General features: G+C 36.1%; 12 protein-coding genes. 1 reads left to right on the top strand and 11 read right to left on the bottom strand.

The genetic code is table 11. The features are described 5' to 3' along the window. Positions 1–388 precede the first annotated feature (388 nt). Positions 389–1,348, top strand: a complete 960-nt coding sequence (locus tag ACFX4W_RS13530; RefSeq protein WP_377559542.1) for an aldolase catalytic domain-containing protein — start codon at positions 389–391, stop codon at positions 1,346–1,348. Positions 1,349–1,495: 147 nt separating this feature from the next. On the opposite strand, the gene ACFX4W_RS13525 is transcribed toward ACFX4W_RS13530, so the two are convergent. The 11 genes from ACFX4W_RS13525 to nikD form a co-directional block, all read right to left on the bottom strand. Then, on the bottom strand, positions 1,496–1,831 hold the full coding sequence (locus ACFX4W_RS13525; RefSeq protein ID WP_013082624.1) for a L,D-transpeptidase: 336 nt from the start codon (positions 1,829–1,831) through the stop codon (positions 1,496–1,498). Positions 1,832–1,950: 119 nt separating this feature from the next. After that, on the bottom strand, positions 1,951–3,213 hold the full coding sequence (locus ACFX4W_RS13520) for a glycoside hydrolase family 18 protein (protein ID WP_043981832.1): 1,263 nt from the start codon (positions 3,211–3,213) through the stop codon (positions 1,951–1,953). Positions 3,214–3,711: 498 nt separating this feature from the next. Beyond that, positions 3,712–5,040, bottom strand: coding sequence for an MFS transporter (locus tag ACFX4W_RS13515; RefSeq protein WP_280559434.1), 1,329 nt, complete (start codon positions 5,038–5,040; stop codon positions 3,712–3,714). A 112-nt stretch (positions 5,041–5,152) separates the two neighbouring features. Further along, positions 5,153–6,541: an aminotransferase-like domain-containing protein gene (locus ACFX4W_RS13510; protein ID WP_165575299.1), complete on the bottom strand. Its 1,389-nt coding sequence runs from the start codon at positions 6,539–6,541 to the stop codon at positions 5,153–5,155. A gap of 504 nt (positions 6,542–7,045) precedes the next feature. Next, on the bottom strand, positions 7,046–7,477 hold the full coding sequence (locus ACFX4W_RS13505) for an anti-sigma regulatory factor (protein ID WP_043981829.1): 432 nt from the start codon (positions 7,475–7,477) through the stop codon (positions 7,046–7,048). A gap of 117 nt (positions 7,478–7,594) precedes the next feature. Continuing rightward, a complete protein-coding gene (locus ACFX4W_RS13500; RefSeq protein ID WP_043981828.1) occupies positions 7,595–8,284 on the bottom strand; it encodes a Na-translocating system protein MpsC family protein in 690 nt (229 codons plus the stop codon). Between the two features lie 141 nt (positions 8,285–8,425). Then, positions 8,426–8,641, bottom strand: coding sequence for a hypothetical protein (locus tag ACFX4W_RS13495; RefSeq protein WP_097823773.1), 216 nt, complete (start codon positions 8,639–8,641; stop codon positions 8,426–8,428). A gap of 177 nt (positions 8,642–8,818) precedes the next feature. Next, positions 8,819–9,514: a Na-translocating system protein MpsC family protein gene (locus ACFX4W_RS13490; protein WP_043981826.1), complete on the bottom strand. Its 696-nt coding sequence runs from the start codon at positions 9,512–9,514 to the stop codon at positions 8,819–8,821. A gap of 579 nt (positions 9,515–10,093) precedes the next feature. Next, complete coding sequence (locus ACFX4W_RS13485) at positions 10,094–11,410, bottom strand: MATE family efflux transporter (protein ID WP_165575300.1); 1,317 nt, start codon at positions 11,408–11,410, stop codon at positions 10,094–10,096. 106 nt (positions 11,411–11,516) lie between these two features. Further along, positions 11,517–12,338: a nickel import ATP-binding protein NikE gene (nikE, locus tag ACFX4W_RS13480; protein ID WP_162214016.1), complete on the bottom strand. Its 822-nt coding sequence runs from the start codon at positions 12,336–12,338 to the stop codon at positions 11,517–11,519. A gap of 32 nt (positions 12,339–12,370) precedes the next feature. Further along, positions 12,371–13,198: a nickel import ATP-binding protein NikD gene (gene nikD / locus ACFX4W_RS13475; protein ID WP_043981823.1), complete on the bottom strand. Its 828-nt coding sequence runs from the start codon at positions 13,196–13,198 to the stop codon at positions 12,371–12,373. Between the last annotated feature and the right edge of the window lie 4 nt (positions 13,199–13,202).

Raw genomic sequence — 13,202 nt, 5'->3', positions numbered from 1 at the left:
AATCTCTTCCCAAATTTATGGATTAATTATAGAGAAATCTAAACCTATAACCTAGATACTAATGGCAGTTCCCTCCCTAATAAACGTTTTCAATTAAAAAACAATCTTTATTGCAGTAAGTAGTGATGTAATAAAGGTTGTGTTTGTATATACTAGGGGTTGTAGTGCTGGACTTGGTGTTGTTTTAAGAGCATCAAGCGGATAAAAAGCCGAAGCATCTCCTACCATGAAATGCAGTAAAGCAGTGAAACATTTAGAAAATACATTGACGCCCCTGAATCAGTCATGGTATAAACACAATAGGAGAGTTTAGCACTTAAAAGCATAAAAGCGATAAAGTTTAAAACAATATTTATATAAATAGAATACATAGGAGGAAACAACTACCATGGGACATAATAGCAAAATTATAGACTGTACCATTCGTGACGGAGGTTTAATTAATAATTGGGATTTTAGCGTTGGATTTGTGCAAGACTTATATAACGGCCTAAGCGCAGCCGGCGTTGAATACATGGAGATCGGTTATAAAAATTCACCTAAGCTTCTTCAAGCAACTGAGCCCAATCCATGGAGATTTCTTGACGATAACTTTCTCAAAGAAATTATCCCTGAGAAAAAGTTCACGAAGCTATCTGCCTTAGTAGATATTGGGCGTGTAGATCCAAATGACATTCTGCCACGTGAACAAAGTATGTTAGATATGATTCGAGTGGCATGCTATATCCGCGAAGTAGATAAAGGCTTAGAGCTTATAAAAATGTTTCATGATTTGGGCTATGAGACCTCACTTAACATTATGGCACTATCTAGCGTACCGGAAAATCAGCTTATTGAAGCATTTGAAATGGTAAAGAAAAGCCCTGTAGATGTTGTATATATCGTTGACTCCTTTGGAAGCCTAGACCCTGCGGATATTGAGCATCAAGTGAAAAAGTTTCAAGCCATGATTCCTAGCAAACAGCTTGGGATCCATACCCATAACAACATGCAGCTAGCTTTTGCTAATACATTAACTGCAATGCGCAGTGGCGTTACATTCCTTGATTCATCTGTTTATGGTATGGGCCGTGCAGCTGGTAACTGTAACACAGAGCTGCTTGTTAGCTACATCCCAAAACCAAGCTATGAAATGAAGCCGATTCTTGGCGTAATTGAAAAACATATGCTTGAAATGCGTCAAAAGTGGGAATGGGGCTATATCATTCCTTACATGATTTCTGGTGTACTGAATGAACATCCACGTGTTGCTATGGCTTACCGTGATAGCGAGGATCGTGACAAATTCGTAGATTTTTATGACAAAGTGACATCTCCAGAAGTTACTACGTCTCCATCATCAAGATAAGTTAAAATGCTAAAAGTACCTCTGTTAATCGGGGTACTTTTTTGTTTTTGTACAAAAAGCCCATGATTGTATAGCATCTACTTAAACTTTGATACCCTCGATCTCGACAATTAGCTAAATGTAAACAGTCGTGCTCTTCTTAAACTATTATTTATGTATGTAAACCGGCGTTCCAATGGGAACTACAGAGGAAAGTTCTAGAATATCTTCATTGTCCATTCTGACACATCCATGTGACATATCTCTGCCAATAGAAGCTGGATCATTAGTCCCGTGTATTCCATATGTAGGTTTTGATAGTCCCATCCATAAGGGACCAAATACAGCTGGAGGGGTAGTATCTTTATTAATGATTTTAAATTTTCCAGTTGGAGTTGGCGTAATCATTTTCCCTACAGCAATAGGATATGTCTTTACTAATTTAGCTCCATCATATAGTTTTAATTGATGCTGCTTTATTGAGACATCTATCCTTTTTGCCATGGCAGTACCTCCAACTTCTTATAAGTTACTATAAATAGAATTTTTTTATTGTTAACAACGTATATCGAATAACTGTTAACTGAAAAATATCTAAATTAATCCATAAAAACTAATGCTATTTATACCGTTCTAATAGTGAAAAATTTTTTTAAAAGCCAAGGCCCTGGCGTAAATCCAAGTGTTAATTGCCAAGCTCCTATTGCTTGCAAACCAAATTTACGAACTAACACCATTTTTTCACTCATGCTTCTTACATCTTCAAACCATACTTCATGCATCTGTCCCGCTTGATCTCTATACTGAAAAAATGGCGATTTGTACTCTTTTGAATATTGGATAGGCGACTGATATCTCATCGCTGTTTTAATCGCATCTTGATTGGATATAGCAGATGCTACTGTGCCGGGCTTGTAAGGAATTGACCAGTTATATCCATACAAAGGGACTCCAATGATAAGCTTTCTTCGCGGAACACTTTTTATCGCAAATTCTATTGTTTTTTTTACTTCAGTAATAGGTGCAACAGGCCCTGGTTCGCTGCCTGCATGATGCCAATCATATGCCATAATGAACATATAGTTAACAACGGCACCTATTCCACCGTAATCATATCCTTTTAACCAAGGAATATCTTCGCTTGTCTTCGCTGGAACCGCTATGGTCAGCACGTATCCGGCAGGTTTTAAACGTTCACCCAGCTGACGTAAAAATCCTGTAAAAAGATCTCTATCCTCAGCCTTTACACGTTCAAAATCAATATTCACCCCCCCGTAGCCTTTTCTAGATACTAAATAAAAAATATTATTAACAAGATTGTTTCTTGCCTGAGGATTATTTAAAACTTGATGGGCAAGATCCGAACTAAACCCTTCAGAAGTTAGATTAGTAATCGTAACTAACGGTGTAACTCGGTTTTTCCAAGTCGTTTCAATTGCTACTAAATCGTTTAAATCATTCATAATATCTCCATTGCTGCCAAAATGATATTCAAAGATAGAAATGGACGAGGAATAAGTTGCAAAATCAGTAATTAAATCGCGATCTAATTCTGGATTTCGAACGGCATAATACTCCAGTGTACCTGCAATATAGTCTGATATATTAGGGATTTTCATTTTCATTCCCACCTGCAAATAATTATAATGGACTGAAGGATTAGCTCTTTTTAATTGTTCTAAGGATACATAAGCTTTTTTAGCAATACTCCTCATCGTATCACCAGGTTGAACTGTGTATACATAAGAAGCTATAAGTAAGGCTTGACCTGGAACAACATTTGTTTCTTCTAAACCATTTACCCTCCTAAGCTGCGCAATGGGATAATCATATCTACTGCTTATTGAAGACAGGGTATCACCAGGTTGAACTATATGAACAAACATGTTTTCTCCTCCTATGTACTCTTTATCGAATTATGTTTTATTTCGTGACAAGTTTAAAGAAGCCATTCAATAAATGTATATGAGTATTGTTTGTATATATAACTGAGTTAAGTGAGGGGGAACCTCTTTACACACTCCCTCCTCTATTGCGCCCCTCATACGGGTAGAAATGTTCCAAAGATTACATCAAAATCTATATATCATAAACGTATGCTTTTAGCGTGCTTGAAAAAGGGTGATTATTTGTCGGGTAGGATTACGTTAAGAAATAAAACTATTTTAAACAATATAAACAACGCGGCGATTAATATTAGTCTTAATGAATAATTAAAATCGAAAAACCTTCTCCTCTGTTAGGTAGAAGGTCATTCGTGTAATTGAAATGTCAATGTAGTCTCTGTAAAAAAGAATTCAATTCTTTAAACGGAAGTGGAAGAATACAAGTAAATTTGAGTGACATGATTTATTTCAGAGCCGGGCTTCCATACCGCAGATAAATTAAAGTCCTTGACCTACTTTAACTTTATTTTCACCTGTACTCCTATAAGCCCATATGATAACCGGAATTAATATCAAAGACAGAATTCCTCCACTTAATGATAAAACAGCATAACTTGATTGAGCCACAACCATTCCGGATAAAGCTCCTCCGGAAGCTCCCGCTAAAGCAATTAAAACGTCTATAGTACCTTGTGTTTTCGCACGTGTTAATGGTTCTGTAGCATCCACTATTTGAGCTGTCCCGCTAATTAAACCTAAGTTCCATCCTAATCCAAGTAACGATAGAGCAACCACTAGAAGAACCATTGAATCACTCGGTGCCATAGCTGCTACCAGCCCAGCTAAAAGAAGGATAATTCCTGAAGTAATTGTCATCGCCGTTCGTCCAATTTTATCAATTAAGACCCCTGTAAATAATGAAGGAAGATACATAGAACCAATATGAAAGCCAATTACAACTCCTACTTCAGTTAGCCCGTGGCCATGATGTTTCATGTGCACAGGTGTCATGGTCATGATAGCAACCATTACAATTTGAGTAAGAACCATAACTGTGGCGCCAACAGCCACTCCTTTTTTGTTCGTTGATCGCTCAGTATTTATTAAATTTCTTTGAGCATCACGTTCTTGTTCATTCGCTTCTATTGCTCTTGCAATCAGTAACGGATCCGGACGCAGCATAATATAAAATACAAGACCAGCTACTATATATGCAACTGCTGCTAAAATGAAAGGTCCCGCAAGTGCTGGGGCACCAATAGAAAGAGCAAAATCTCCCATTACATTAACTAAATTCGGACCTGCAACGGCTCCAAATGTAGTGAAAACCATGGCCATACTAACAGCGGTCCCCCGTTGTTTTGCTTTGGCTAAATCTGTTCCTGCATAACGCGCTTGTAAATTAGTAGCTGTTCCTGACCCATAAACGAGGAGCGAAAGAAAAAGAAGAAAAACACTATTAAGAATGGCAGAAAAAATAACACCAATTGCTCCAACTCCCCCTAGAATAAAACCCGTCGTAAGTCCTGCACGACGCCCTTTTTTTTGAGAAAGCTTTCCTACTAACAAAGCAGCTCCTGCAGATCCTAAAGTAAATAGAGCCGTCGGTACTCCTGCATAGGCATCTGTACCAAGCATTTTCTGTGCAATAAGTGCACCGACAGTAACTCCTGCTGCCAATCCTGCACCGCCAAAGATTTGAGAAACACTTACAACAAATAAGGTTCGTTTATATAAAGCTTTTTGTTTCTCTGGTGAATTAACATATTCTTGTAAACAAGTTGATTGGGTGTCTGAAGCTTTTACATGATCCTCGTTTACCATCATAACCTTCCTTTCAGGAAACTCATTTTATTTTTGAAAATATTCTCCCTAGATTTGGATTATCATAACACGCATAAAAAAACCATACAATATTATAATTGTATGGCAAACAATATTATAAATAGTCGTTAAGTAAACGTTTAAGGATAATCAATCCTTGCTCAAGCTCTCCAATCGTTTTCGGTGCACAGACAGCGATCCTTACAGCTCTGTCTGGACAACTGTTTCCCACTACAAAGCGTTCTGCTGCATACACTTGTACGCCCTGCTGCGCAGCTAATGTTTCAAATTCAGCACCTGTAATCTTTTCTGGTAATAGTAACCAACGAAATATACCAGTTTCCATACCTAAACACGTGTAATTTTCTAAATGTTGATTTGCAATTCGATTTCTGAGAATAGCTTGTTGACGATGATTCTCTACTAAGGGTTCAAATTGATTTGACACAATAATACGTGCTGTTAGCTCTGCTAATAATGGTGAAACTGATATATTTAAATTATAAAGTGCTTTTGAAATAGGCTCTTTAAATCGACTAGGCGCTGCTACATATGCTAGTCGTAACCCTGGTGCTATTGATTTTGATAAACTCGCAATATAGATGACTTGTTCTGGTGCATATGATGCCACTGCTGGCATTGGTTGCTCATGATGGAGATGATACGTTGCATCTTCAATAATAAATTGGTTATATTTTTTTGCAATCACGGCAAGCCTTTCTCGGTTTTCAACGGACATACAGCAAGCAGTTGGATTATGGTAGTCTGGTATCAAGTAAATGCCTTTAATATTATCATTTTTACATGCATATTCAAAAGCAGTTGGACTCATTTCATAATTCTTTGATTTTATCGGTACTAATTGTACACTAAGCATAGCTGCAACCGTTTTTAAACCTGGATAAGTGTGATGATCAACCCCGATGCGATCTCCAGGCTGACAAAGACTCGCTAGTATTGCAGCAATTGCATTTTGTCCTCCATTTGCAAATAAAATGTGATCAACTGTTGTTTTGAATCCGCCTCTTCTCATCAGCTTTACAGCTGCATCTTTTTGCCAAAGACTTTCACCTGGCCTCCCATAACTAAACCACTTTTCGTAATCAGTCTCTTGTAGCATATCTTTTAGTAGAAGGAGAAGCGGCTCGTATGAATCATTGTCTGGCAGTGTCGCGCCCATTTCAATTAAGTGGCTAGGCTTTATATCTTCGAGTAAATACGCATTCGATAACGCATCATACGATACGAATGTACCGCTTCCAACAGTAGCACTTAATAAACCCTTTAGCTCGCACACTTTAAATGCTTTTGAAATCGTACTCAAATTTAAATCTAAATAATCGGCTAGCTCTCTCTGTGGAGGAAGTTTTGTTCCAGGTAATAAAACTCCCTTGATAATATCCTGTTCCAATTGTCCTGCAATGGCTTGGTAAATAGGCTTTCTTGTTTTATCAACAGATGGTTTCCAGCTCATCGGATAGTTTTCAAACGAATTAATCGGCATAGTATCCATCCTTTTTTCACACAATTATATACCTGTACTGTTTATATCACAATTATCATTATTAATAATTTCCAAGAATCTATGGTTTTTGAGACTTGATTATGATCAATTATTTTAACGATTAAATATAATTGATCATAATTTTCTACACCTTTTTCTCATGTTTCTAAGCCTCTTGTGACACTGCGAAGAAACATTTTTGTCCTACTGCTAAGAGTTAATAGAGGAGAAGCACATGCTGAAGGTACCAATTCACGCATGTGAAATATCTTAACCTTATCCTAGAGCCGGATCATCAGGGGATGATGTTTTTAGAAGCTATCTTCTATTCAATAAAGGAGTCTTTTGTAAAGAGGAAGTCCGTTCTTTCTTAAACTTTTTAAAATTTCTTGACCTTAATAGTGCTTAATGAAAAATAGATTTTTCAGTCTAGCTACTCATAAATCTATACAAATCTTTACCTACTGTTGTAGGTAAACGTTTACAGTTTAACTTGTCTTCCTTTTACTTATTTCTTTTTTTCCATTTTATAACCTGGATGTTAACGCCATGGTCTTCTTGAGATGATATGGTGAATTCGTCCATTAATTTTTTCACCCCTGATAAACCAACGCCTAACCCTCCTGACGTTGTATAGCCACTTTCCAGCGCTTTTTGAATATTTTTAATGCCAGGTCCTTTATCTATAGCTATTATTTTGAGTCCTATTTCAGGTTTTTTCTCTATTATTTCCATTGTAATTTTTCCGGTAGTGGCATATTTATATATATTTCTGGATAATTCTGAAATAGTCGTAATAATTCGGGCCTGATCAAGTGTGCTGAAGCCTAAGCAGTTAGAAAACATTCGCCCTTTCTGACGCGCTTCTACTATATCCACTTCAGTGTGTATCTCAACAGTTAAAGGTTCCTTTCCTTCATCCGATTGAAATAGCATAATTATCACCACTTTCTTTATTTTAATAGTAGTAAAAAAACAATAGGCCAAAAAGAAAGGTTATATAACCTTTCTTTTTGGCCTACATCTAGTTCAGTGCCTAGCTTATCAATGCCGTTATGAAGTTGGGTTTAAAATCAGAAGAATTGTACTTTTATCTTTATGAAAGTCCCATGCTACTAGTATATCTGTTACCTTTGAATCTAAAATTACTTCTAATGATTGACTATGTTCATGAAGTAGCCTTTTTTCGAGATTTCTTTTAGCCAATGTAAGGTTTTCTTCAAATCCTAATTGAACTAATTCTTTCTCTATATTTACCATAATACCTTCCCTGATTATAAGAAGTGTTCTCTGATCTAATAAATAAGAAGAAACATCGTGAGGGAATTTTTCTGCTTTTTGAGTTACTTCCTCAACTTCTTTATGTAGCAATTTCTGATTCTTATAGGAATGATTAGCTATGTTTTCTTTATCAGAATGGATCATGATAAACATCCCAGACTGCAGCTCTAAATTCCAATCATAATAAAATTCTTTAATATCTAAATGTATATTTAATTGTATATATCCTTTTATCTCTTCAATTAAAGTCTCCATTAACAAATCACGTGTTTTTTGAACATAGATAACTTGTTCCTTGTCTAACAAAACCTTTTCTAAAGGTAATAAAAAGGCTTTAAAATAAACGGTTATAAAAGGAGGAGAAATGACGGTGAATACACCTCCAGGACCTCTTCCAAAGTTTTCACGAAGTAACCTTCCCATATAGCTACTTAATTCTTTTTCCAGTTTCGTTTTATCCATAGATGGTGCACCTAGTTTCTAGTTTCATAAGGTATACTATTCGTGATGTTTTATGAAAAATCCTTCTTCCTCATAAGATCATTTTCGGTAATAAGAATTCACTTTTTATAAAGTGTAAACGAAAGGCATACTAGTATATCTTTAATAGATTGGTTTCTGTTTACCTTTGTATTTTCTGTGTTTCAAGATTCTTCTTTTATTTAAAATTCCAATTTTACTTCCATAGATAATGGTACTTAAAAGTAGTATATCCTTGCTAATTTCTTCTTTGTATAATTCATTGTCATACTTTTGGTAATCCTGCAACAATCGACGAAGCTCTTTTATAAACAATACAATCTCATGATTATCAGCCATCCCGACCAAATCCTTTCTGTTGGCACATCCTATTTTTAGGTGCTGTTTTAGGGAATTATTCCGTTACAAAAGGACTTACTCTTTTTAGACAACAAAAATAAGCCGAAAAAGAAAAGGTATGTCCTTTGCTTCCTCGGCTTATGTTTGGCACAGTGTGTCCAATTCATTACTGCCTCATTACTTTTTTGGTTTTAGGATAAGCGTAATAATACTATTATCCTTTTCAAAATCCCAATCTACAAAAATATCAAGAATGTCTGCATTTAATATCTCATCATAGTCATCGTTTTGTCGTAAGATTCCTTTTTCCAAAGGACGTTTAGAGATGCGTAAGGTGTCATCAAAACCCAACGAAATTAGCTGTTTTTCAATAGCCACCAATATTCCCTCGCGTACGATGACCAATGTACGATCGCTTAATTTATATGAAGAAATTTTTTCAGGTCCTTTTTGGGCAATCTCACTCATCTTTATAATTCGATCATGAATTGCTTGTTTTCCTGGGTAAGGGTCACCCTCAGTCAAATCGGCTTTCAAATCGTCCAGACACACTCCCACAAAAATTCCGGAGTGGTGATCTAAATTCCAATCATAATATAAGTGCTGTATGTCGAGGTCTGTAATCCCTTTAATTTGACCAGTGATTTGAGGTTCAAGAGTTTTTACCAACAGCTCTCTTGTAGTCATCACTTGAAGTTCTTCATTCTGATTTAACAGTACTTGCTCCATAGGTGATACGAAGCCACTGACATAAATAACAACATAAGGTTCATAAATCGTAACATGAACAGCCTCAGGGCCTTTTCCAAAGTTATCTCGTAACAATTTGCCCAAATTATTCGCCAGCTTTGTTTGCTGAGCTTTAATATCCATATTTCTTCATCCTTTATTAAGAAAGAAGCATCATATCCTCTTTCCATCATTTTATTGTACCATTATGAACGAATAATTTAAATATACAGAATAAATAAAAAATAAATGTTACAATACGTTTAACCTAATTATAGACGTTCAAAACCTCTTCTTTCTATTGCTTAGGAAGTATTTTGAATGTCACCGAAAAATTCGAATCCATTAGATTCGTATTGCTGTTTTCAATAAAGAAATTTATTATACGATAATGAACAAAATTTTTTTATTTCTTAGTAGCAATCTATATATTTTTGAAGGGAAGATCAATTGTTTGTAAAAGAGAATTAAGCTTTGGAAACGTGCAAAAAAGCCAAAGCTTTCTTAAAAAGCATTTGGCTGCTTGCTTATTTCTTTCTTGCTTTACTTAAATAAAAATCTACTAATCATTTAACAGACCTTTATTAAGAAAGAAGATCCTCCTCCCTGACCGCTTTCTTTCTTAATAACCCCATCTATTTAAGAGAGTAGCAGCACCGGTAGTACATCGGCGTTTGATGGATTCCTCCATGATTGAACCGGAACTATTTTGTTATAATTTTTTCAGCCTTCTCCCTTTAGCTCTACCAATTTTTTATTTAATCGCGGAGTGTACATAACTAGGAACCCTGATCGCCCGATAGTATAGATGATGAAAGCCAGCCATAGGCCATGATTATGCCAGATAGGAGTTGCTGTAATCTGTATAATGATATAGATAACCATCGCGTAAATCATAGAATTTCGAACGGGAACAATTTCAGTTGCTCCTGTAAAAACCCCATAAAGGACAAGGCCAAAACAAGCAACAAAGGGGTAGATGATAAGCCATACTCCATACGCAAGTGAAAGTTCAATCACATCAGGCAAATTCGTAAATAGCCCTATAACCTGCTTTTGAAAAAGTGCATATAAACTAGCTATAATAACAGCTGTTATTATCGACCACTGTCTAGACAAAGTAAGTGTTTTTTTAAATAATTCTTTATCATTTGACCCTACTGCTTTGCCAACTAGGATACTAGAAGCATTAGCAAATCCATCAAAGAAATAAGCCATTATATAGTGAATTTGAAATAATACAGCATTTGCAGCTAGAAATTCTGTGCCAAATGAAGCACCTTTTGCTGTGAACATATTAATAACGACTAATAAACAAATAGTTCGAATAAACAAATCCTTGTTAACATTAAACATCCTCTTCGTAGAATTTGTATCTATAAGTGCCTGAATTGATGGCATTTTCCATTTAAATGGAGATACTTTCAAAATAATGAATAATCCTAATATGAAGGCTGTAACTTCAGCAATCAAGGTTGCTGTAGCAACTCCTTGTACGTCAAAAGAAAAAACATGGACAAAAAGAATAGCTAAAAGCATATTTAAAACATTTGTTAGTATCTGTAAACATAAAGATTCTCTGATCTTGGCCATTCCCATTAACCAACCAAGAATTACATAGTTCATCAGTGTAAAGGGTGCTCCCCATATTCTAATTCTAAAATATTCTACTGCAAACCTGCTTACATCAACATCGGGAGAAATCACTAGGAGAGCCGTATGTTCAATCGGCCATTGTAAAAGAATAAAAAGCACCCCTACTATTAAAGCTAATAAAAACGGGCGGGATAAAGCAAGTACTCCCTGATCTGGATCGCTTGCCCCATTTGCTTGTGCAGCAAAGGCGGATGTACTAACTCTTAAAAAGCCAAATACCCAATATAACGTATTAAAAATAAGAGTTCCTACCGCAACTCCTGCAATATAAGCTGGAGCTGAAAGTTGCCCGACAACCGCGGTATCCACCGCACCTAATAAGGGCGTAGTCATGGTTGAGATTGTCAGGGGAATCGCCAAAGTAAGATACGTACGATGATTCATCCAACGGCCTCCTTCTATCGTTTCGAGTTAAACATAACAGCAATAGCCTCGATTACGTGGATGAAATCGAGGTCTTAAAATGCATGAGTATAGTAATATCTTTAAATTAAATATAATTGCTCTTTGTTCTAATCGAGCGAAAACGTGGATGCTCGGCAAGTATAGAACCTCTCATCTCTTTTACCACAGGATTTTCTGAAGTAAAGAACTCATTTTTCGAATTATAATATTCAATTAATTCTCCTTTTTCTAATACACCTAATGTATCGCTAATCATGCAAGCGGCTTTGATATCATGTGTAATAAAAAAATACGATAAGCCAAAGTCTTCTTTTAACTCCCTTAATAGTTCTAGAATAAGAGTTTGCGTAACCATGTCTAGACTGCTTACAGATTCGTCTAAGACAATGAGCTTCGGCTTAAGAGAGACTGCCCTTGCAATATTAATTCTTTGCAGCTGACCACCACTAAATTGATGTGGATATTTTTTCAAGTCCTTTTCACCGAGCCCTACTTTTTCTAATAATTCAATTACAGTTCGTTTTTGTTCAGCTAATGTTAATTTCTCATAGTTTTCTAACGGCTCTGCAATAATACGTTCGGCGGTCATTCGGGGATTAACTGCTGAGTATGAATCTTGAAAAACAACTTGAAGATCACGCCGAATTTTTTGGCGAGTGTACTTATCTACCGTATAGATGTCATGTCCTTGAAAAAGAATCTGTCCATGCTTTGGCTTTTCCAAACCAAGGATTACTTTTCCTAACGTACTTTTACCGGCTCCACTCGTACCCAGCATTCCTAAACATGTTCCTTCTTCAATAGAGAAGGAGATATCAGAAAGTACTTTCTTAGAACGATTTTGCCATTTAAAAAAAGTTCGGCTTCCGTAGCTATGAGTGACTTCGTTTACTTGTAATAAACTCACTTGTTCACCTCTTATAAAATGCTTTCCCCATATCAAATTAAGTTGGTCATAGGTTCTTCTAAATATAATGTTGGTCTTGCATTTAACAGCTTCTTTGTATACTCATGCTTGGGTGAATCAAACAGCTGAAATACACCTGCTTTTTCTACTATTTTCCCATGCTGCATAACGGCTACTTCATCTGCCATTTCAGAGACAACTCCTAGATCGTGTGATATTAATAAAATTGCTGAACCATATTCGGAACGAATTTTATCCAAATGACGTAGTACATTCTTCTGATTATTTACATCTAACGCGGTGGTCGGTTCATCAGCGATAATAACAGCTGGATGCAAGCTTGCTGCAATAGCAATCATTACTCGTTGAAGCATACCCCCACTTAGTTGAAAAGGATAGTATTTCAAAAGCTTGTCAGGATCAGGTAAGTTTACTTGTTTCATTGACTCAATAGCAAGCTCTGTTGCCTGTTTTTTATTCAAGCTCGTATGAGAGCGAATAGTCTCAACAAATTGGTGCCCAATAGTAAAAACTGGTGTAAAAGCATTCATCGGGTTTTGCATAATAAACGCTATGTCCTTGCCACGAATCTTACGCATTTCTTTCTCAGCTAAACCGTTTAATTCTTGTCCTTTTAGCATTATGCTCCCTTCAATTGTTGTTTCCTTACGATTAAGGAGCTGAAGAATAGACATACTTGTGACGGTTTTACCACAACCGCTTTCACCAATAAGACCAAGAATCTCCCCAGGCTTCAGTTCAAAATTGATATTTTGAACGAGAGTTGTAATACCGTTTTTTGCTTTTATTTGAACATGTAAATCTCTAACTTGTAATACTTTTGACTTGTCTGTTCCCAACTTT

The organism is Priestia sp. YIM B13489 (genome assembly GCF_042787645.1).
GTDB lineage: Bacteria > Bacillota > Bacilli > Bacillales > Bacillaceae_H > Priestia > Priestia megaterium.
Note: the sequence above shows the minus strand (reverse complement) of the source record. Positions and strands in the feature narration are given on the sequence as shown.

Excerpts from the sequence above, each read along its gene's own strand:
- ACFX4W_RS13515 (WP_280559434.1), bottom strand. The coding sequence starts at position 5,040 with ATGATGGTAAACGAGGATCATGTAAAAGCTTCAGACACCCAATCAACT.
- ACFX4W_RS13520 (WP_043981832.1), bottom strand. The coding sequence starts at position 3,213 with ATGTTTGTTCATATAGTTCAACCTGGTGATACCCTGTCTTCAATAAGC.
- ACFX4W_RS13510 (WP_165575299.1), bottom strand. The coding sequence starts at position 6,541 with ATGCCGATTAATTCGTTTGAAAACTATCCGATGAGCTGGAAACCATCT.
- ACFX4W_RS13490 (WP_043981826.1), bottom strand. The coding sequence starts at position 9,514 with ATGGATATTAAAGCTCAGCAAACAAAGCTGGCGAATAATTTGGGCAAA.
- ACFX4W_RS13495 (WP_097823773.1), bottom strand. The coding sequence starts at position 8,641 with ATGGCTGATAATCATGAGATTGTATTGTTTATAAAAGAGCTTCGTCGA.
- ACFX4W_RS13500 (WP_043981828.1), bottom strand. The coding sequence starts at position 8,284 with ATGGATAAAACGAAACTGGAAAAAGAATTAAGTAGCTATATGGGAAGG.
- ACFX4W_RS13530 (WP_377559542.1), top strand. The coding sequence starts at position 389 with ATGGGACATAATAGCAAAATTATAGACTGTACCATTCGTGACGGAGGT.
- ACFX4W_RS13505 (WP_043981829.1), bottom strand. The coding sequence starts at position 7,477 with ATGCTATTTCAATCGGATGAAGGAAAGGAACCTTTAACTGTTGAGATA.
- ACFX4W_RS13525 (WP_013082624.1), bottom strand. The coding sequence starts at position 1,831 with ATGGCAAAAAGGATAGATGTCTCAATAAAGCAGCATCAATTAAAACTA.
- ACFX4W_RS13485 (WP_165575300.1), bottom strand. The coding sequence starts at position 11,410 with ATGAATCATCGTACGTATCTTACTTTGGCGATTCCCCTGACAATCTCA.